General features: G+C 36.4%; 16 protein-coding genes and 1 other annotated feature. Of the genes, 2 read left to right on the top strand and 14 right to left on the bottom strand.

The window, feature by feature from the left end; genetic code table 11:
- From nifD to ACECE_RS0223490, 10 genes are all read right to left on the bottom strand, one after another.
- The gene (gene nifD / locus ACECE_RS0223535) at window positions 1-1,605 is read right to left on the bottom strand and encodes a nitrogenase molybdenum-iron protein alpha chain (RefSeq protein ID WP_010251793.1); all 1,605 of its coding nucleotides are present in this window, start codon (window positions 1,603-1,605) and stop codon (window positions 1-3) included.
- A gap of 31 nt (window positions 1,606-1,636) precedes the next feature.
- Entirely contained in the window at window positions 1,637-2,020 is a 384-nt protein-coding gene (locus ACECE_RS0223530; protein ID WP_010251790.1) for a P-II family nitrogen regulator, read from the bottom strand.
- A gap of 12 nt (window positions 2,021-2,032) precedes the next feature.
- Window positions 2,033-2,359, bottom strand: coding sequence for a P-II family nitrogen regulator (locus ACECE_RS0223525; RefSeq protein WP_010251787.1), 327 nt, complete (start codon window positions 2,357-2,359; stop codon window positions 2,033-2,035).
- A gap of 48 nt (window positions 2,360-2,407) precedes the next feature.
- Window positions 2,408-3,229, bottom strand: coding sequence for a nitrogenase iron protein (gene nifH / locus ACECE_RS0223520; protein WP_010251784.1), 822 nt, complete (start codon window positions 3,227-3,229; stop codon window positions 2,408-2,410).
- 473 nt (window positions 3,230-3,702) lie between these two features.
- Window positions 3,703-6,354, bottom strand: coding sequence for a valine--tRNA ligase (locus tag ACECE_RS0223515; RefSeq protein ID WP_010251782.1), 2,652 nt, complete (start codon window positions 6,352-6,354; stop codon window positions 3,703-3,705).
- A 51-nt stretch (window positions 6,355-6,405) separates the two neighbouring features.
- On the bottom strand, window positions 6,406-6,669 hold the full coding sequence (locus ACECE_RS0223510; RefSeq protein ID WP_407636678.1) for a hypothetical protein: 264 nt from the start codon (window positions 6,667-6,669) through the stop codon (window positions 6,406-6,408).
- A 116-nt stretch (window positions 6,670-6,785) separates the two neighbouring features.
- Window positions 6,786-7,058 (bottom strand) — a binding site (T-box leader).
- Window positions 7,059-7,111: 53 nt separating this feature from the next.
- Window positions 7,112-8,071, bottom strand: coding sequence for a tetratricopeptide repeat protein (locus ACECE_RS0223505; protein WP_010251778.1), 960 nt, complete (start codon window positions 8,069-8,071; stop codon window positions 7,112-7,114).
- Between the two features lie 35 nt (window positions 8,072-8,106).
- A complete protein-coding gene (locus ACECE_RS0223500) occupies window positions 8,107-9,558 on the bottom strand; it encodes a hypothetical protein (protein ID WP_010251776.1) in 1,452 nt (483 codons plus the stop codon).
- Window positions 9,559-9,762: 204 nt separating this feature from the next.
- The gene (locus ACECE_RS0223495) at window positions 9,763-10,404 is read right to left on the bottom strand and encodes a class II aldolase/adducin family protein (protein ID WP_010251774.1); all 642 of its coding nucleotides are present in this window, start codon (window positions 10,402-10,404) and stop codon (window positions 9,763-9,765) included.
- 235 nt (window positions 10,405-10,639) lie between these two features.
- Entirely contained in the window at window positions 10,640-11,761 is a 1,122-nt protein-coding gene (locus ACECE_RS0223490; protein ID WP_010251771.1) for an SEC-C metal-binding domain-containing protein, read from the bottom strand.
- 334 nt (window positions 11,762-12,095) lie between these two features.
- Between ACECE_RS0223490 and ACECE_RS0223485 the strand changes: the two genes are divergently transcribed.
- Together ACECE_RS0223485 and ACECE_RS0223480 are read left to right on the top strand one after the other, a co-directional pair.
- On the top strand, window positions 12,096-14,027 hold the full coding sequence (locus tag ACECE_RS0223485; protein WP_010251769.1) for a DUF5050 domain-containing protein: 1,932 nt from the start codon (window positions 12,096-12,098) through the stop codon (window positions 14,025-14,027).
- 66 nt (window positions 14,028-14,093) lie between these two features.
- Window positions 14,094-14,933 (top strand): PP2C family protein-serine/threonine phosphatase, encoded by an 840-nt coding sequence (locus tag ACECE_RS0223480; protein ID WP_010251766.1) that lies wholly within the window; start codon window positions 14,094-14,096, stop codon window positions 14,931-14,933.
- A gap of 6 nt (window positions 14,934-14,939) precedes the next feature.
- On the opposite strand, the gene recJ is transcribed toward ACECE_RS0223480, so the two are convergent.
- From recJ to ACECE_RS0223460, 4 genes are all read right to left on the bottom strand, one after another.
- Window positions 14,940-17,231 (bottom strand): single-stranded-DNA-specific exonuclease RecJ, encoded by a 2,292-nt coding sequence (recJ, locus tag ACECE_RS0223475; RefSeq protein ID WP_010251763.1) that lies wholly within the window; start codon window positions 17,229-17,231, stop codon window positions 14,940-14,942.
- The gene (locus ACECE_RS0223470; RefSeq protein WP_010251760.1) at window positions 17,232-18,056 is read right to left on the bottom strand and encodes a PD-(D/E)XK nuclease family protein; all 825 of its coding nucleotides are present in this window, start codon (window positions 18,054-18,056) and stop codon (window positions 17,232-17,234) included.
- A gap of 69 nt (window positions 18,057-18,125) precedes the next feature.
- Complete coding sequence (locus ACECE_RS0223465; RefSeq protein WP_010251757.1) at window positions 18,126-20,363, bottom strand: ATP-dependent helicase; 2,238 nt, start codon at window positions 20,361-20,363, stop codon at window positions 18,126-18,128.
- Window positions 20,364-20,445: 82 nt separating this feature from the next.
- Entirely contained in the window at window positions 20,446-22,461 is a 2,016-nt protein-coding gene (locus ACECE_RS0223460) for a UvrD-helicase domain-containing protein (RefSeq protein ID WP_456049045.1), read from the bottom strand.
- Window positions 22,462-22,628 lie beyond the last annotated feature (167 nt).

Below are 22,628 nucleotides of genomic sequence, written 5' to 3'. Positions count from 1 at the left end.
TCAAGTCCCTCCTTCAATTTCTGCATAGCTTCCTTCAAGCATCGGCTGCGTCTTCCATGGGGGATTAATAAGTTTCCACGAAGGTGTTTTCAGTCCCATAGCAATGTCTCTTGCAAAAATTACTGCTCCTTTAAACCCTGCATATGGACCGCTATAATCATAAGAATGCAGCTGCTTTGAAAAGACTCCGGCTTTATGTGAAACATATTTATCCTTTATTCCTGAACAGAAAATATCCGGTTTCAAAATATTTAGAAATTCTTCAGTTTCATAATGGTTTAAATCATCAATGATATAACTTCCATTTTTCATATCTTTTATCATTCCGGAGTAATAATTAAGAGGTATTTCATCCTTAAGCTTTTCATATCTTTCCTCTGACAGGAAAACCTTATAGTACTTAGGATCAGCTTCAACTTCAATACTTTCAATATTTTTGCTGTCTCCGTCTTCCTTAATATTGGGTATTACCTCTCTACCCTCATAATCATCTCTATGTGCGAATTCATAACCTGCAAGAATTGTTTCAACTCCTATATCTTTTAATAAGTGTTGATAATGGTGGGCTCTTGAACCTCCAACAAACAATGCAGCAGTCTTTCCTTTACAAACTTCCTTAAATTCTTCAAGCTGAGGCATTATCTCCTCAAGTTCTTCAGCTATTACAGCTTCAGTTCTTGCAGTAAGTTCAGGGTCATCGAAATATTTTGCCAAATCTCTAAGGCTCTTTATAGTGCTGTTTATGCCAATAAAGTTTACCTTAAGCCAATCCTGTCCATACTTAGTCTTCATCATCTCTCCAATGTAGTTGATGGAACGATGGCATTGGATAACATTCAAGGTTGCCATATGAGCACTTTTCATTTCCTCCACAGTACCATTTCCAGGTATCGTAGCCACAATATCATAGCCTATCTTTTTTAAAATTCTTTCGATTTCCCATCCGTCACCTCCAATGTTGTATTCACCAAGCATATTGATTGAGTATTTTCCGACGACTTTATCCCCAGTACCTATTATGTGTTTTATCAAACCATTGTTTGCAATGTGGTGTCCTCCAGATTGGCTAACACCCTTGTAACCTTCACAGCTAAAAGCTGTAACCTTTATTCCATACTCTTTCTCTGCTTTTGCTGCAACTGCGTGAATATCGTCACCAATCAAACCAACAGGACATGTAGAACAGATAAAAATAGTTTTAGGTTTAAAAATCTCTACGGCTTCTTTTATTGCCTGAACCAGCTTTTTTTCTCCTCCAAATACTATGTCACTTTCCTGAAGGTCTGTTGAAAAACTGTAGGCTAAAAGATTGAGTTCATCATCCTTTGTTCTTCCTTTATTTCTTCTGGTTCCCCAAGTATAATACCCACATCCTATCGGACCGTGAGTAATTATAACTGCATCTCTAAGCGGCCCTAATACAACCCCTTTACAACCTGCATAACAGCATCCTCTGTTTGTTATTATCCCCGGAATGGTTCTGACATTTGATGCTACTTCTTGAGGTTCAGCACTTGTTTCGTCCTTCACTACAATGTGTTTTTTCCTATTTTTAAACACCGCTGCCGGATATTTTTCAATTACCTTATCAAAATTTTGATTCATAATAATCACCCCACATCATTGGTTTCACAAACTAAATTGCTTCTTCACCATTTTCACCGGTCCTAACTCTTATTACCTCACTAACCGGCATTATAAATATTTTCCCATCTCCAGCTTTACCCTTACTGTTTACTTTAATAATTGTGTCGACAACACTCGATACTTCATCATCTTTGACAACTAATGACAGAAGTCTTTTAGGTACAAGCCTGTGACCTTCGGATAATGCTTGAGCTATAGCCGGAGAAGGTATTTCTGCACCGTTAATCATATTTTCTATAATTGAAAAATCAACCTTTTTCTTACCGCGTCCTAATACTTTACGGCAATTTAATGCTGGGAATCCGCCATTTAACAGAGCTTCTTTTGTCTTACTTATCATTTCCATCCTTATAACTGCAAGTACTTCCTTCATCTCTATTCCCCCTTATAGCCCGTTTTCTCCAGAACTAATGGTGTATGCTTCTTCAACAGGACTTACAAATATCTTTCCATCTCCAAATGCTCCCTTTTCACCGGTTTTAGCATTCTTGACCACTATTTTGATTACATCGTCCTTATCTTCATCTTTTACTACCATCATTAACATCTCTTTTGGTATTTCGTCGTAGAATACTTCTCCTACTTTTACACCTCTTTGCTTTCCACGACCCATAACATCCATTTTTGTTACGGCTGGAAAACCGGCATCACATAATTCAGACAATACTAATCCCACTTTTTCAGGTCTTAAAATAGCTCTTATCATAAACATAATTTTAACCCTCCAGATTCTTTTGATTATTGGTTTCACAAGGCATTTCTAGATATCCAATATTCCATGCTCCATAAGAATTTCTTCCAATCTGTCCTGTACCATCGGCTTTGGAATAACAAACATTTCATTGCTGTCTACTGCTCTTGCAAGTCCTCTGTATGCTTCTGCCTGTTCATGCTCAGGACTGAATTCAATTACTGTTTTTCTATTGATTTCTGCTCTTTGAACCTGATTTTCCCTAGGTACAAAGTAAATTAACTGACTACCCAATTCTTTTGCAAAGGCCTCCAAAAGTTCCTTTTCGCCGTCAACTTTTCTACTGTTGCAAATTATTCCACCTAGGCGACATCCACCGGTAGTTGCATATTTCTGAATACCTTTACAAATGTTGTTTGCAGCATATAAGGCCATCATCTCTCCGCTTGCAACAATGTAAATTTCCTGAGCTTTTCCTTCTCTTATAGGCATCGCAAAACCACCGCAAACAACGTCTCCCAATACATCATAGAAAACATAGTCCAAATCAGGTGTATATGCTCCAAGGCTCTCAAGCATATTTATTGAGGTAATAATACCTCTGCCTGCACATCCAACTCCCGGTTCAGGCCCTCCTGATTCAACACATTTAATTCCAAACACACCATCTTTCATAATGTTTTCCAGTTCAACTTCTTCTCCTTCTTCTCTTAAAGTATCAAGAACACTCTTTTGTGCCAATCCACCTAAAACAAGTCTTGTTGAATCTGCTTTAGGATCACATCCAACTATCATAACCTTCTTGCCCATTTCACCTAGGCCAGCAGTTAAATTCTGAGTTGTTGTCGATTTTCCTATTCCACCTTTTCCATAAATAGCTACCTGTCTCATAATAATTACCTCCATCCTTTTCGTGTCGATTTTTGTATTGATTTTTTGATATAAAAAGGGCGCCGAAAATTTCCAATTTCAGCACCCGTGGCCTTGCGATATCAAATCCATACAGTGAATTAAATATCCGCTACTGCATTCTTTAAACTACTAATTCTTTATTTACTACAGGAAATATATATTTATCAAGCTACTTTTAAATACTTTGACTATAGACCAGAACATTAGTTAGCAAAATTATTCAAAAAGGGCCACAAACTATATATCACTATAATTTGTGGCACCTAAGCCTTAAAGGTATAAAACTCGCTTTTAAGATTTTATATTTCCTTCTCAATATTTAATTTATGAAACTATATTAACATGCTTCTTGCATAATTGCAATACTTTTATTTAAATTTTATCACTTTTTGCAATTTTCACAATTACAACTTGCATCATCTCGTTATTGTTATACATATTGCCTAATCAAACTATTTTTTTAACCCATTAAGCCTTTCAATAACCTTATCATACATTTCCTGATATTTTACTTTTTTAGACTTTTCCTCTTCAATAACATTAGCTGGAGCCTTTGCAACAAATCCTTCATTTCCAAGTTTTGCATTAACCCTGTCTAGTTCCTTTTGAAGATTTGCCTTTTCCTTTTCAAGCCTTTCCAGCTCTTTTTCAATATCTATCAGGTCTTCTAAAGGAATATAGATTTCAACACTTGGAAGCATTGAAGCAACAGCATCTGAAGGAATATCGGTTTTTGAGGATTTTACTAAAACCTCAGAACTTGATGCTAATCTTTCAAAGAACACCTTACCCTCTTTAATAATTTCCTGATCCTCAGGCTTTGAAGCAACAAATATCGTTTTTGCCTTCTTTGAAGGTGGAACATTCATTTCTGCTCTAATATTTCTGATATTCTTTATAGCGTTCATTATCAGATTCATCTTTTCTTCTTCTGCTGTAAAGCAGTATTCTTCCTTGTATTGCGGCCATTTTGAAATCATGATGCTATCGTCATCATTAATTAAATGTGTGTAAATCTCTTCTGTAATAAATGGCATATATGGATGTAAAAGCTTCATAGCTGATCCCAGTACATAGTTCAACACATACTGAGCTTCAAGCCTTGAGCTGTCTTCCCTGTCATAAAGTCTTGGTTTTACAAGTTCAATGTACCAATCACAGAATTCTTCCCATATGAATTCATATATCTTCTGGAGGGCTATCCCCAGCTCAAATTTATCCATATTCTCTGTTACTTCTTTTGTAAGGCTGTTTACCCTGCTTAAGATCCATTTGTCAGCTGAATTAAACTTGGTTGAATCCACTTTTGAGAAATCGATGTTTTCATCAAAGTTCATGAGCACAAATCTCGAAGCATTCCATATCTTATTGGCAAAATTTCTGCTGGACTCAACCTTTTCGCTTGAAAATCTCAAGTCATTTCCAGGTGAAGTACCGATTGTAAGCGCAAACCTTAAAGCATCAGTGCCATATTGTTCAATTACTTCAAGCGGATCAATACCGTTTCCTAATGACTTACTCATCTTTCTTCCTTGAGAATCCCTTACAATTCCATGAATGAAAACATACTTAAACGGCTCTTTTTCCATGTGCTCCAAACCGGAGAAGATCATCCTTGCAACCCAGAAGAATATTATATCATAACCTGTAACTAACACATCTGTAGGGTAGAAGTATTTAAGGTCTTCAGTCTGCTGAGGCCAGCCAAGAGTTGAAAACGGCCATAGAGCAGAACTAAACCATGTATCCAAAGTATCAGGGTCCTGTTCAATTCTTGAACTTCCACACTTTGGACAAACATCTGGCATATCATTGTCTACCATCATGTTACCGCACTCTTTGCAGTAATATGCCGGTATCCTGTGTCCCCACCAGAGCTGTCTGGAAATACACCAGTCCTGAATATTCTCCATCCAGTTAAAGTATATCTTCGAAAACCTTTCTGGAACAAACTTGATTGTACCGTTTTTAACAACTTCAATAGCCGGTTCCGCTAAAGGCTTCATTTTTACAAACCACTGTTTTGAAATAATAGGCTCAATAACAGTAGAACACCTGTAGCAAGTACCTACATTATGTGTGTGATCCTGAATTTTAACCAAAAGATCCAGATTCTTTAAGTCATCTATAATCTGCTTTCTAGCCTCATATCTATCCATTCCCTGATACTGGCCTGCATATTCGTTCATTGAAGCCTTATCATCCATAACCCTGATCTGGGGTAGATTATGCCTTAACCCTACTTCAAAGTCATTTGGATCGTGAGCAGGAGTAATTTTAACAACACCTGTACCAAAATCCTTTTCAACATACTCATCCGCAATTACAGGAATTTCTCTGTTCACCAAAGGCAGAATTACCATCTTCCCTATGAGATGCTGGTATCTCTCATCATCTGGATGTACTGCAACAGCTGTGTCTCCGAGCATTGTTTCTGGTCTTGTTGTAGCTACCACAACGTATTCATTGCTGTCCTTAATAGGATATTTTATATGCCAGAAGTGCCCTGCCTTTTCTTCGTACTCAACTTCTGCATCGGAAATGGACGTATTACATTTAGGGCACCAGTTGATAATTCTTTCACCCCTATATATCAGGTCCTTTTTGTAAAGTCTTATAAATACCTCTTTAACAGCCTCAGAAAGACCTTCGTCCATGGTAAAACGTTCACGTTTCCAGTCACAGGAGCTTCCAAGTTTTTTAAGCTGTTCAACTATTCTTCCTCCATAAACCTTCTTCCAGTCCCATGCTCTATCTAAAAACTTCTCTCTTCCGAGATCTTCCTTCTTTATACCTTCCTTAGCCATTGCTTCAACAATTTTAGCTTCGGTAGCTATGCTGGCATGGTCTGTACCTGGCAGCCACAGAGCAGAAAAGCCCTGCATCCTTTTCCACCTGATTAAAATATCCTGAAGGGTGTTGTCTAATGCATGTCCCATATGGAGCTGACCTGTGATATTTGGCGGAGGGATAACAATGGTATACGGCGTCTTATTCTTATCTACAACTGCATGAAAGTAATCTTTATCCATCCACTCCTTGTAAAGCCTGTCCTCAACCTGTTTGGGGTCATAGGTTTTTGCAATATTCTTTTCTTCACTCATTTATATAACCTCCATTTAATAAATTCATTTTGAATAATAAAAAACCACTCTTTAACTCATTCCCTTGCTAAAAACAATAAGGATCAAAATCACTCCTGGTAATGCAACCAGCGCACCAAATATCTTAACGTTTACGATTGCCTTATTATACTTGTATTCCTCTAGTTCTTCCTCTGTCAGATCAGCTTCAAAAGAACAAACTGCTCTTTCTTTTAGATTATATTTATTCACAATATACTTTGCCAGATAAACAGAAGCAAAACCAGATATCATAAATATTAACGCAAGTACTTTTAAATATAACAAATTGCTCACTCCTAAATAATAAATTCCCTCACATGCATACAATCCAAATGATACTTAAAATAAAGCCCCATTCATTTTAGAATCATTTGCTACGCAAATCCCCAAATAAAAAAGCCTTTCATCCACAATTGGACGAAAGGCATTATTTCGCGGTACCACCAAAATTCCCTCAATATACAGGGCAGCTTAACTCCTTTAAAAGCCATACAGCTCATCAAAAGATCCGGAAATAACGGTCCTTTGCCGCCGCAACTTACTCACACACGATATATAATGTGTTTTCAACTGCAGAATTCCCAAGCTACCTTCAACAGTTTGATCTTAAGGGAAACTTTCAGCCAACGGTTTCCCATCTCTATCAAGACTTACTGCCTACTCCTCTTGATCATCACTTTTTACATCATTACAGTTAAGTTAAATGATAATGTAATCACCGGCTGTTGTCAAGGTATCATGTACAATAATCATAAATTTTCAACACACTTAGTTCTTCATCAGTGAATGTGATGATATTTTGCTTTTCCAACTTTGCCATCATCTCAAGTAACACTATATCGACCCAACCTGACATCAAAAGCCTGTTGCAGCACTCATATACCGATAAATCGTACAGTTCAACATTCCACGACCAATCAACATATTTCCACGCCATACTCAAAGTCATATCCTTCCCTGATTTGTTCATGGAATTAATTATATTTTTGACTTTATACTTATTCCTGCCTAATAGAGCGGTATTGTATATGGTTTTTACATATTCATCAGGACAATCAGTTTCAGGTATACTTGTAAATTTTGATGCTATATCCAAGTCATAGTAAAGCTTCTCACCACAGTCAGCTATAGCCCTAATCAGTGCCCATCTCATATTGTCATCAATAGCCTCAACATATACACAAACCTTTAAAATGTACATAATATCAAGGCTTCTTTCATCCACACTCATATAATACATGGCAAGTAACAAAATAAGCACAAAATTATCCGTTTCCTCTGTTAGCCTGGCCAGTAAAGGCTGTATTGTAAGCTTATAGAATAATGGATTAGATGTCTCTTTACTCTTCTTGCTAAAAAAACTATCCTTAGAATAAAATTCGCTAACTCCACGGATCATTTTTATCTTGAATATATTTTTTCTGTTTATATCGTTACGATACTGGCTATACAAATTTACTGCCTGAACAAACTTTCTTCTGAACACATTTGTCACAATCAGTCCCACTTTAGACAGAGTATGAGTTGAATCAATTGAAATAGCCTTTTCAAAATGCTCCTGGGCATCCTTATATTTAGCCAAATTCAAGTTAAGCCAGCCAAGACAGTAATATCCATGCGCCTGTTTAGGATTTTTCTTTACATAATTCTCATATTTTGAAACAAAGATATTTAACTTTTCTAAATCTTTATTCATCAAATTCACCCTATCAGCAATTTTACATAACTTAATTAAAATCCGTTATTGTTGCGAAAAAGTCTCTTGATCTCATCAAGCTGTATTCCAACCTTATTTGCGGCAGTTTCATTATATGTTATGACCTGATTTGGCAGCATTACAATAGTCTTGGCAAGTAGTTTTTCATTTTCCTTTAAGTCATCAAGCAGAGTAAATATTCCCTTAAATACATCATCCATACTCTGTGCAACTTTCTGTGATATAGCCTGCCCACTGTCCTCTAAACTCTGTGAAAAAGCATTGGTAGTGTTTTGTCCTAAAACTGACATTTCACCACTTACCTTTAGCATCAGTTTAGTTATATTTTCCTGATATTCCTTTGCTTCCTTACTGCGCACACCCAAATCATTTTTCAATACTTCACTCAAATCTTTTATTGACGTAACTGATGCTTCGATTTCAGCTGCTATTTTAGTGAAATCCTGTACAGCTTTTTGTGATGTAGCCTGTACACCTTCCTCTATACCCTGTGAGAAAGCAGTTACAGTTTTTTGTCCTAAAATTGATATTTCATCATTCATCTTTTCCATAAGCTTCTTTATATTTTCTTGATATTCCTTTGCTTCCTGACTGCGTACACTAAAATCATTCTTTAAAACTTCACTCAAGTCTTTTATTGACGTAACTGCACCTTCAACTTCGCCTGCTATTTTACCAAAATCCTGTGCAACTTTCTGGGAAGTAGCCTGCACGCTTTCGTCAATACTCTTTGAAAAAGCAGTGACAGTAGTATGTCCTAATATTGATATATCTCCGCTTACTTTTTCTATAAGCTGGTTTATATTTTCCTGATAATCCTTAGCTTCCTGACTGCGGGCACTTAAATCATTCTTTAACACTTCACCCAAATCTTTTATTGATGAAACTGATCCTTTGACTTCGGCGACTATGCTTCCTAAATCCTGTACAACCTGCTTGCTGTATGAAGTCATTTCATCAGCTGCATATTTTATATCTTTTGATAGAGTCTCAACCGAACCATAATTATCAACAACAGTTTTAGATGTTGAAGCTAATGTCTCTGTTAAATTTTTATAACTGGAGTCCATCTTTTCAATGTTATCGCCCAGTTTACTGTTAAACTCGGTAATATTTTTTACATTCTCAGCAAAATTCTTAATAGTTTGATCGAATTTATCCACAGTATCATCCAATACCTTAGAAGACAAATTGACTTCCATAACTACACCGGTCAGCTTGTTTCCAAAGGAATCAATTGTATCCTTTAGTGAATTTTCTATCTTATCCCCAAATTCACTTAAAGTATCCTGTAAGATCTTACTCATCATAGTGTAGTTATTTTCCGGTTCCTTCTGCTCTGGACGTTTCTTTAATAGAACTAAAAGAACTGCTAAGACAGAAATAACAAGAACTACTAAAAGAAAACTCTCTATTACACCCCAGAACGCAGCAGCTCCGTCTACAATACCTAATGCTAAATGCATAAAAATACCACTCCCAGTTTTTAATATTTATTTACTTTCAGTTAATTATAAAAAACTTAATTGGCGAGCAAAACAGAAGGACTTAGAAATCAAGGTCCAACCCTATTTATAGAATATCATATATTCTATAAAAAACATATATAAAACATACATTTCCAGTGAAAAATAGAAAGATTTTTTGCCAATGGATCACTTTACATAAAATCACAATTTAATTGCACTATGCTTTTTATTCATTTCATATAATTTTTCCAACTCAACGTCCGGCAGTTCTTTCTCCCCTCCTAGCATCTTTGTTAAAAGAAGGGTTTTTGCCATACTCTCTGCCGCCTCAAGCTTAAAAAAAGCATTAAAAATGTCTGTACCTACAGAAATTATGCCATGATTGGCAAGAAGAATAATGTCATAATTATCTATATAGTCTTTGATACCATCAGTTATTTGATCAGTAGATGGTGTTCCGTATTTAGCCACAGGGATTTTATCAAATAACGCTATCATTTCGGTATATGCTTTTGTCTCGATGGGCTTGTTTGCAACAGCATATGCAGTCGAAAATGGTGGATGAGCATGTACTACAGATCTTATATCGCTTCTTAGCTTGTATGAAGCAAGATGCAGTTTAATTTCTGAAGATGGTTTATACATACCTTCCAACACATTCCCATTTAAATCGGTAACAACTATCATATCTTCAGTTAAATAGCCTTTGCAAATCCCAGCGGGAGTAATGTATACCTGTTCTTCATGCAGTATCGATACATTACCTTCATACGGATTTACCAATTCTTTATCATACATAAGCTTTGACACTTTTACAATATTCTTTCTTATCAAATCCTCCATACTAAATACCCCCATGAAATGTATTGAATCCTATATATTTCTTATATGTATACTAAATTTTAACATATAAAAGCAAACTAGGCAAACTATCATTGTATAAATTTTATAATCTGCAAAGTTCTAAATAACAGATGTCACCCCCCAACAATAACACAAAAGTCAAACGACTTTGTGTTCTATTAACCACAAAGTTGTTTGACTTCTATACAAATACCTGAAAATCAATTCAGTATTACTACTTACCGCAGCAGTGCTTGTATTTCTTTCCGCTACCACAAACACATGGATCATTTCGTCCAACTTTTTTCTGTACACTCTGCACAGGTTTGTTTGGCAATGGTCTTACAGCCGGTCTTGAAGGGTTTTGGACTAATTCTGAAGGCATGTACCCACGCAACACCCATTTTCTAGTACTATTTGACAGGGTCATTAGCAACCTCAAAAATTCGCTTGTTTCTTCTTCATCACTAAATTCAATTCCACCTTCATTTACCATAGCAATAATCTCATTTGGATGCTTGTCCATTTTACAAGCATCTGCTATTTCTGAAATTAAATCGCCTAATTGACTTTCATCAATAACATTCTTGTTCCTTATAAAATCTTCAATTTTCTTGCAGTAAGTTGATGAATATACATTCTTACTATCGGAATAAAATCCAATATCAGTTTTTGTAGGTACGAAATAAGGGCTGCGTGAAGCTTTTTTCATTAAATCATAGTATTCGTTAACATCTCCCAATAAGGTTGAAACAATATGCCCTCTGTCACACCAAAAATTGGTCTGTCGAGCAGACATTATGTCAATATATTCTCTAACCTCATCGACATCCATTTTCTCCTTGTTGAGCATATTCCATACATCTACCAACTGTTCAACTCTATAAACCCCATATATGTTTGTTAAAGCCAATGTATATGAAAGCAGCTTTTGGTTGCGCTCAACCTTATGTTTAAATTCTTCAGCATTCATATCCGGAATCAATTGCAATAACTCGTTTGGAATCACTGGGTATATATGACCGTCAAAATTAAACAAATAGACATAACCCAACCATTTCAAAGTAGTATACTGTCCGTTTTCAGCATCGTCCATTTCCTTATTGGGGTTTTCTTTTACTTTATTCAAAAATAACAGTTCATCTTCGTTCAAATATACTAAATCGTTTGCAAAGTTTTTCAGCATCTGTGGTATTAATTTGTCCATAATCTCAGCATCCGGGGTTTCTTCAACAACTTGCAAACCGTGCGCTTGAGCAAGTTCGAGCAGCCTATATCCCCAATAATATTGCAAGCATTCTCCTAAGCCTCTCTTTGGCTCACCTTCAAAACAATCGAACAAAGTTATTCTGTCCATCAATATTTCTCCTTTAAATCAAATTCAGTTCTTACAACTATTCTTTTTAAGTCGTAAGACGTTAAAGACAAATCATGTACACATGTTATTATACAAAAAAAAATCACAAAACAAAAGCATTGTTTTTAATATAAGCTAAAAAAAAGCTCTTTTTAACTATAATTGACGCAAACAAAGCGGATATGCTAAAATATATATGTCATGTATATATTTTGTAAACCGCCCAAGAACTCTCCGATTTTATTTTGACAATCCATAATAACTAAACATCAGATGACTTTATTAAACAATCTCAGAGCTTATCTATAAGCATATTTGGAGGTATGTTTCTAAAATGAATTACCAAAATGATGATTATGTAAAAAGATATGAACCTTTCTGGGAAAGTTGGTATATAGAAAAATTTTTAGGCCAGGGCAGCTTTGGAAAAGTTTATAAACTCTCCAAAGAAGAATGGGGCTACAAATATGAATCCGCTTTGAAAGTCATTAGCCTTCCTTCAAATGACCAGTATCGTGAAGCAATAGCTACTTTAGGAAATGATGAAAAACTTCTAAAACTATATTTTGAAGATGCGGTAAAAAACATCATAAATGAAATTATAATGTTGTACAACCTCCGTGGGAACAGTAATATAGTAAGCTATGAAGATCACAAGGTAGAAAAACATGATGGAAAACTCGCGTGGGACATCTTAATCAGAATGGAATATTTGACACCGCTAAATAAATATCTGACTGAAAAGGACATTTCCATAGATGATATAGTAAATATCGGCCTTGATATATGCACCGCACTGGAGCTCTGTTCAAAAAAGAGCATAGTTCACAGAGATATAAAGGATGAAAATATCTTTGTATCTAAAGACAAATGCTTTAAATTAGGTGATTTCGGAATTGCACGGGAACTCGCAAAAGGTCTCTCTGCGTCTATTCGCGGCACCCCACTCTATATGGCTCCTGAAGTATATAAAGGCGAAGCATATGACACCAGAGCAGATCTCTATTCTCTGGGTATTTTGCTCTATAAGCTTCTTAATAACGGAAGATTTCCTTTTATGCCTCCATCTCCTATGGAACTTCGAATTAAAGACAGTGAATCTGCTGTAGAAAAGCGTTTTTTAGGTAATGCTATCCCTCCTCCATGTAATGCAAATCAGACACTTGGCGAGATCATCCTAAAAATGTGCCAATACAAACCGGAAAATAGATTTACTTCGCCCGCAGTTGCAAAAGAAGCTTTAATTGAAACATATCACCAAATGTCTTGCGAAGACAGGAATCAAATTGTTTTATCAAACAACAGGGCAGTAAGCAAAAAAGTATGTTTGGACTCCTTAAACATCATTCCAGATACAGTCCTTTTATGTAATAATTATGTGAATAGTAATGGTAATACAGCTGGCAACATAATAAATGGAGGACTAACCTGTGTTCAGGGAGCATGGATATATCTATCCAGTCCAAACCACCATAACAATATCTATAAGATCAATACTGATGAAAATCAGGTAATAAAACTAAATTCCGATGAGTCCTGGTTTATCAACATTGTAGAAAATTGGATTTACTACAGCAATTCCGCTTCTAGAGAAAACATATACCGTTTGAGTATTGACGGTACCAAAAAAGAAAAAATCTCCAACGACAGTTGCTGGTATCTCAATGTTTCTAAAGATTGGATCTATTATAGCAACGAAACTGATGATTATAAGCTCTATAAAATCAGCACAGATGGGAATAGCAAGACAAAGCTAAATAACGATAAATCTTTTAATATCAGCTTATATGAAGGTTGGATTTATTACTCCAACAAAAGTGATGGAGGAAAAATATACAAGATAGATACAGATGGAAATGAAAAAATCAGAGTGTCCTATGATGAAGCAAGCTATTTTTGTATCGCTGACGGATGGATCTACTTTAGCAACAAGAACGATGGCATGAAACTTTATAAAACCAACCTTGATGGAACAATAGTGGAAAAACTCAATAACGATATATCAACTAATATAAATATTTATGACGGATGGGTTTATTACTGCAACAAAAGTGATATCAGTAAGCTATATAGAATCCGTATTGACGGTTCTGAAAAGACTAAACTCAATGATGACTATTCAGATTATATCAATATAGTTTATAACTGGATTTATTATTGTAATAAAAGTGCTGGAAATAAAATTTTCAAAATTTGCCCCAATGGCCTTAACAGAACTGAAATATCTATTCCAGAAGATATTGATGATGAATGGATATACATTTAATGCACCATAAATTATTCATATAGAATTTCACTAGAATACGATTTCAAGCCACAAGAGGTAGAACTTATGGATAAAATGTTAAAAATCGATGCTTCTGTAATAACAGAAAAAGGTAATGTCCGAACGAAAAACGAGGATAATTTCTTTTTAGACGGCCTTTTTATGCAAAAGTCTGATAATAGTGATTTCTGTAAACATTCATTGAACTCTCTTGGCCATCAGTTTGTTTTTGCTGTTTGTGACGGTATGGGTGGTGAAGAACTTGGCGAAGAAGCTTCCTTTCTGGCAGTTCAATCACTCTCCCTAATGCTTAAATCTTCAGAATCAAAAATACTTAGCAACATAGCTGATTTGAGGGATTTTATGAGCAGCTATATTGAAAAGTCCAATGCCTTAATTTTTGAGAACTCTTTATCTGCCGGCAAAAGAATGGGTACAACTCTTGCATCTATTTTATTCTTCGAGAACAAAGCAATAGCCCTAAACATCGGTGATAGCAGAGTATACCTTTTCAGAGACTCAAATCTTATAAAGTTAACAAACGACCATACCGAGTCAGAAAGGCTTATCCGGCTCGGGCTTTTAGATAAAGAGGTCGCCAGATTTCACAAAAGCAATAATATCCTGACAAGGCATCTTGGCATAGACCCTCAAAAAGGCAGGATGGAAGCTGATTATTCTGATGAGTTTAATGTCCTCAAGGGAGATACCTATCTTATCTGCAGTGACGGACTTTCAAATACTATCACTTACGAAGAACTTAAAAATTCCCTTTCAAGCTCAAATGACAGTGCTGCACTAAGCAAAAATCTCGTTGATTTGGCTTTCGAAAAAAAAGGAATAGACAACGTTACTGCTATGATTATTAGAATTACCGATATAAATGATTTTATAAAAACGACGTAAATTGAATTATTTCAAATATTCTCTGAAATTATCTACTTCCGTTTTTAATATAAACTGCTGATACGCCATCTTTTCCATGAGTGCATTCCTTAAGCGTTTTTCTGCCGAAACCATATCTATGGTTTGCGAACCATCACCTTTCAATATAAAAACTCTTCTGTCATCTTCACTCAAGAGGTAATTAACCTTGCCTGCAGCTTTTAAAAATCTAAGCCCTGATTTAACAACCGCCTCCTCTACACCTAGCTTTATCGAAATAGCTTCAATATAACCCCTTCCCTTATCTTGACTCACAATATGCTTGATTAGTCCTAAAAGATTTATAACAAAACCTTTGAAAGAGTAATCCTGCAAAACATTGAAGTTGATAATGATATTCTGTGGATTGCTTAAAGCTATAATTTCCCTGAAAATTGATGTATTAGCAGGAGGAGACAAAAACACCACATTATCCGTTTTTCTAATTCCGAAGCGATCTACAGCTGAAGCCACAGGGCATGTTGAATTCAAACCCTCATAGAAAAACAAAGGTTGTGCATATTTATCTGCCAATAAATTAATATCACTGCCTCTTTCATCTATTATACTGCCGTTAAAGACTTTCTGTACTTCTCCCTCACTTTCAACTGTATGGCCTAGAGTTAGCTGAATGCTGGAGTTGCCCTTATAGGTATTTTTGCTTATCTTATACGTCAGATCAAAAACCTTGCCCTGAAGAGACTTGCCACTGCCAAACCACTTGACAGCAGATATTCTGGTATTATTTTTTCCTTCCAGCACCATTATATGGTGATTTTTTTCGGTCTTTCTATCACTTAAAACCTTTAACCCGTATGATACAAACATTGGCGCTTCAAAACCTTCTCCGTAAGGACCAGCCAACTGAAGCCTGTCATAGAGTTCATCTGTTACATTATCAACCTCAAGCTCCATATCAATATCAACTTTAATGGTTTCATTGATAAAGTGTTTCTTCTCTGCAAGAAGTTCAATTTCACCCACAAACCCCTGAAGATCATCTTTCAAAAGTGAAAGCCCAGCCGCCTGAGAATGTCCTCCAAATTTCAATAGTCTTTCGCTACACTCCTTGATTAACTCATAGATATTAATATCATCAACAGACCTTGCCGAACCTACAACAGTTTTTCCATCCTCCTTTAAAGAAAGAAGTATTGCAGGTTTTCTATACAATTCGCATATTCTGCCTGCCGCAATTCCAATTATTCCATGATGCCAGAAGTCGTTGTAAAGCACCAGTACCGTCTTATTTTTCTTTTTTGTCTCAACCTGTTCTATAGCCTGGTCGATTATTTCCTGCTGAACTCTTTTCCTCTCAGTATTTAGAAAATCAATCTTTTGAGCCATCTCATCTGCCATATATGGGTCTTTGCACAATAACAATTCTACAGGAAGCCTTGCAGATTCCATTCTACCTGCTGCATTAATCCTTGGTGCTATTTGAAAGGCTATATTCTCTTCTGTGCTGAGTTCGCTGGTCTTACTTGCTATCCCCAGAAGTTTTATAAGCCCCTCTCTTTTTGTATTAAACAGTTTGGGAAGGGCTTTTTTTAGAAGATATCTGTTTTCTCCGTTAAGGCTTACAACATCTGCAATCAGGGATAAGGCAAGCATATCCAGATAATCTTCAGCTTTTTCCTCCATACCTTTATGTTTCAGCAAAGCCAGACACAGAAAAAATGCCATTGCACAACCCGACAAATTTCTGGCCTTATGCCCCTCTTCAAGAAGCTTTGGATTTAGGATCACATCTGCATTCGGAAGCTCTGATGGAATATTATGGTGGTCAGTAAGTATTACATCCATCCCCAATTCTTTTGCACGTTTTATCTCATTAATATTTGATATTCCGCAGTCGCAGGTAATAACCAAAGACACTCCTTCACCGGCAAGTTTCTCTATCACCTCAATATTCATTCCATAGCCTTCTGTGAAACGGTCCGGGACATGGTATACCACTTTATCTATAAATAGACTCAAACACTCCACAAGCGTAACTGTACTAGTCACACCATCAACATCATAGTCACCATAAACGCAGATTTTCTCATCTCTGTCAGCAGCATTTAAAATCCTGTCAACGGCCTTCTTAATATTAGTAAATTCATTTACATCAGTTGGAGTGTAAAATTCATCCTTCAGCATCTGACGAATGGTTAAAGGATTTTTATATCCTCTGTTATAAAATATTCTGGCAACCAATTCATCTCCGTCTGTTGCCTCAATAATTTCCTTCGGAATCTGGACATCTCCATTTAAAATATTTAACTTAACCTTCACCTATGTCAACTCCTCAATGCTCTCCCATTCAAGCTCGTCTAAAAAATCCTCATCTTCCTCAATTACATTGAAATCAATCCTCTGGTTGTTGCAAAACCAGTTAAATTCGCAGTACTTACAGTTTTTCTCATATAAAGACTTTTCGAATTTTGAAAAGTCATATTCAAGTATGCCGTTTATCTTGTTTTGTAAAATTTCTCTATAGGTATTGTGCATTTCATCACTATACCTTATATCTGTCAGTACTTCCGGAGGTTCAGGCTGCCAATAAAACATACTTATGTTTTCAGCTCTAACCTGTTTCCCGGTTATTTTCTCACATTGCTCCTTGAGCACAAACAGATAAACCATTGACTGGAGACTTTTCTTATACTTGTTCCCCTTACTGCCTTTTCTGTCCGGTTTATTTTCCTTACCATGGGTTTTCCAATCCCATATTTCCAGTTTGTCTCCATCAACTATTAAAAGGTCAAAATTAGCCTCCAACCTTAAAGGCCCTTTTGCCATTCGCAACTTATACTCCGGAAGGTACTTTCGGGTCTCCTTCTTCTGGAACTTGCTCTCAAGGCTTTTCATCCAGCTGTTTAGTTCTTCAAATCCTTCTGTCTTCTCACTTAATCCAGTCTCAACTCCCAGAAAATACCTATATGCAAGAAGGTGAAAATCATTCCCCATTTCAAGTCTTTTCTTTATCTCTTCATCAGGGAAATTATCCCACTTGAGGTTTTCAAGATATCTTTTCTTAAACTTCAAAGGGCACCTGTCAAAGGTCGCCAGTGACTGCTGTGTGAATAAAAAATATTCAGCAAATCGTAAATCGCTCATTCTTTTGATGCCTCCTGGTGCTTTTTAACATTACCAACTATCTACAATAATGCACTTCATATTTTAAGGTTAATTATGCTTCGATGCTTCAATATATTTTCTAAATTCCAAGATATATTTTGAAGCCAAAGTTTCGTTCTTTTTTCCTCTGTTTGTTTCAAAAGAAGTTAAAAAGAGATACTCTTTCGCCCTTGTTATTCCCACGTATAAAAGCCTTGCCCTCTCTGATATCGTCTCAATCTTCGACCTCACTATTGAATTCCCAGTGCTTTTTCCGTCCAATAACTTTTCCAAATCGGCCTTTACTATAGCCTGGGGATTTTTATACTCTTCCTTCAAAAACCAGTACTCTCCTATGAATTTATCATCAAGACTCACCGGAAAATCAGTGCTGGTTAAACTTGTCAAAAAAACAATATCCCACTCAAGTCCTTTTGACTTGTGATATGTAGCTAGTGTGACTACTCCGGGTTTTGGTTCATAGCCCTTCAAATCCCATACTATACCCGCAAAAAAGTTGAATATATTTTTGGGACTTAAAAGTTCTAACGCCAAATCGGCAAGTTTCCAATGAGGATCCTGACTCATCAAATATCTCACATCCCCTGCCACTTTCTGCGCTATAGCCCTTTCTTCCCTTTCAAATCCCAATTTTTCAGAAATAAACAAGATCAGCTTTTCAACTATAGTACTAGGAAACTCTAAAAGCTCCCTCACAAGTTCTAATTTTTCCGTAAAATCAGACCATATATCACTTGCAAGCAAGTCCTTTGGTATGTCAACTCTCTCAATCTCTCCCCCAATTGGGTAGAGGAGCTTTTCAACCGGATACAGCTTTAGGAACTCACACAAAATCACTCTTTGACCTACGGTTTTCTTCTCTTCATTCTGTTCCTCGTCAGCAGATTCACTATCGTAAGAATCCAGAAGAAAGCACTCATTCATCATATCATAGAACTTCAGACCACTCTCAGGCTGCGCAATAAAATCAATAATCCTTCCCAGCTTTCTTATTGTCTTGTTCTTTTCACCTGAAGTATTGTCAAGGAGTTCATATGGGATTTTTCTCGCTTCCAGAAAGTTCAAAACCACATTCATTCTCCATGAGGTAGGAACAAGTATAGCTATAGTCTTTCCAGGATATTTCCTTATCATTTCCTGAGCCTTGACCACAACTGACCTGGCTTCATCTTCCCACGATGTGAATATCCCAGCCTTTATGCCATACTTATCAATTTTAGGATTTGGCCTTGAGTCATCCTCACCAACAGGCTCAATAAACTGAGCTAAAAGACTATCCCTGCATTCAGCCACGGGGTGGCTTTCCCTTACATATTTCACAAAATAGTTAGCAAGGTTAATTATGTCAACAGTGTTTCTGCTGGACTGTGTAATCTTATATACAGTAGTTGATGGGTTGTCGCAAAAATTCTTAAATAGTGTAAAGTCACTATTACTAAAGCTCCCGCATATTGCCTGGTTACTATCCCCAACCCTCAGGAGATTTCCGTTTGATATCAGGTCAAGTATTTCACTCTGTATAAGGTTTGAGTCCTGTGCTTCATCCTCACATACAAAAGAATATTTTTTTTGATACTTTTCCAGCAATAGTTGATCTTCCTTAAGCATCTTCTTTGCATTGTACAACATATCGTCAAAATCGAGAAAACCACCAATTTTAAGCTTCTTATCGTATATCTCATATATCTCGCTTGCCCAGGACAATATGGAATCCTCCCCAAGTCCCCTGCAGCGTTCCATTGCCTCTTTGGAATTAATACCCCTGCATTTGAAATCACCAATTGCCGAAAGCATTATATTACAGAGTTTGTCCTGCCAATTCTTATATGTGTCACTGATTTTATTGGCGTTTAAATTCGAATCATCAATGTAGAGCCTGAATTTCTTCTCATTGTGCCTTTTCCATTCATCAATGCTGCTAGAAATCAGGTGAATTTTCGATACACCATCAATAATTTCAAACTCTTCATTAGTTATAACAAGATCAGGTTTTTCCTTTATTATCTGGAGGCATAACCCATGTATGGTAGATACAAAATAATCTTTACCGCTTATTATGCCCCTGTTTTTTAGTTCTGAGGCTATACGCTGTTTGAAATTATTTACCGCACTATTCATATAAGTTACAATAAGAATCTTTCCCGGTTTGTGAAGTCCATTGGCAATCATCTCTGCCGCCCATAAAGACAAACAGTGAGTTTTTCCACCTCCCGGAATTGCAGGAATAGCACAGTATCCACCTCTATATTGTTCTACAAGTTCTCTTTGACCTTTTCTAAGCCCCATTTAAGCCTCCACGAAAAATCACAGGTGCATTAATCAGCACCCGATTTTAGAACATTTGCTTCGCAAATTCCCAAAGCACAATCTATGTCAATATTTCATCAAAGTAGTCCGCTAAAATCCCATCATTCTCATATCCATTGGCAGATAGCATAGACTCAAAAGTTATCAGCTTCTCTCCACATCTTTTAAAAACAGCTCTCATTAGAGTAGCCAGATAATGTTTTTGGTTTTTCTCCTCAAGCTCTTCGGTATAAATATCATTTTCGTCCCAGGTCTTCGTAAGTACATGCAGGTTTGTTATCTCCTTAATACTTCTAGGTGTCCAATTGTTACTGCTAAGGCTTGTAATTATAGTCACCTTGCTCTTTAGTGAACTGGCAAGATATGCTACCGGAGTGGATATGAGAACAAAATCTCCACTCAGCTTCTCCTCGAGTTCAAAAATGCTCTCAGCAGATTTAATCCCCCTTCTTACAACTTCCAGAAAATCTTTACTAGCATTCCTTTTATACCTTGATACTACCTCAACAAAGGTCTGCGCACTATCAATAAGATTTTTAGCTTCAAGAATATCCTTTTCAGATACTTCCTTTGAAATAAGGATTTCCAAAAAAACCTTCTGAAAAAATTCATTTATTTTAAGTGGCTTCTCCCTCGATTTATAATCACTTATCCAGTTTCTTATGTATTCATACTTTTCAATATTATAATAGCCTATTCGTTCAACCAGTCCTGGGAATTCTATATCCGGAAATTGTGCAAATGGCCTCTGGCTTACAATCTCACCTGCTAGAATTGAGCTTCTGACAGGGTCAACTTTAAGTACCATTCTAAGCAATGCCCTTACATCATCCCTATTGGGCATTGACCCATATGTCGGGTGACAGAGCTGTGCCAACGTTATAAGTGCCTGGGAAAATGGGTTGTCAATCAGTCTGCTCTTTCTTGCAAGATTTTTGACCTCATATCCATACTTCTCAAGTATTCTAGCAATTACAAATTCAGTTACCGGATCTCCATAACTGGATATTACAACTATATCCGAAGGTTTATAGCCATCCTCGCTTATTAGCTTGACTATTCTCTCACCAACATTTTCAAGCATCTCACTTCTTAATTCAAAAGGAGCAACCCTCTCTATATGGGGCCCCTTATCACACTTGTTGACGTTAAGGTTTTCAATATTATCAAATAACATGTCAGAGAACTCAAACATAAAATCCTGACATGTATAGGATTTATCCATCTCAATTTTATCAACTTTATCGATTAATACCGATTTTACATAATTGTGATTACTACCAAAAGCTTCCCCATACCCTCCCTCATGGTTATACGCCAAAAGGCAGGTTTTAAGATTCGGAAGAAGGAAGTCAATAAAGTCCGCTTCAGTAGGAACACACTCCTCAATATTATCTACAATCAAATGTTCAATCCTTCCAAACAGCTTTTCTCTATATAACTTATCATTCAGAAGGCAATTATTGTAAAGGTCAACCGCCATTCCAAAATCAAATATTCCAAGCTCCAGACACTTTTTCCTGTATGCAGAAACAATATCATCAGCTTCCCTATATATCTGCCTTCTCAAATCATCCTTCTTTTCCAATGCGTTATAAAGCCTGTCCCCAATTTGGTTATATGGAATATCAGATATAGCCGCCTTTACAAGGTTACCGGTAAGATCAATTGCAAGCCTGTCAGTATATGAAGTAACACCTGCAAACGCTCCCTGGTTCTGCCTTCTCCAATCAATTACAGTAGCAACAAGAAACTGTGCAGCTTCAAAGGTAAGAAACACAGGCTTTATATCCTTGTTAACTATTTCATTACACTTCTTCGAAATAATAGGATAATAAGTTTTGATTTCACTTTGAATAAACCCATAGTACGAAGTTCTCAAAACCGCACCAGAACCTACAAGTACAGTTTTCGTCCTCCATTCTAATGACTGCGTCCTGTTTAGGAGCAATATCAGGATCTTTTCACTTGGCACACTGAGCTTGTCTACCATATACCTGTATCTTTCCAGGAGGATTGTCGACTTTCCACTTCCTGTCGGGCCTTTTACTATAAATTTGGAGTTTTGTGAAGGCATTTCGATTATCTTTCTGGCAAAATCATCAAAAATAATGGTATATCCCTCCAAAAAGTTTCTTGAGTATATTATACCATTATGGGAATATTAATGAAAATTTATAATCCACTGTTTTAATTTATTTTCGGCGAATAGGGATGCTGAAATATAACTTCGGCTGTATTTTC

Origin of the sequence: Acetivibrio cellulolyticus CD2 (assembly GCF_000179595.2) — a bacterium.
Lineage (GTDB): Bacteria > Bacillota > Clostridia > Acetivibrionales > Acetivibrionaceae > Acetivibrio > Acetivibrio cellulolyticus.
This window is presented reverse-complemented; position numbering and strand designations above follow the sequence as displayed.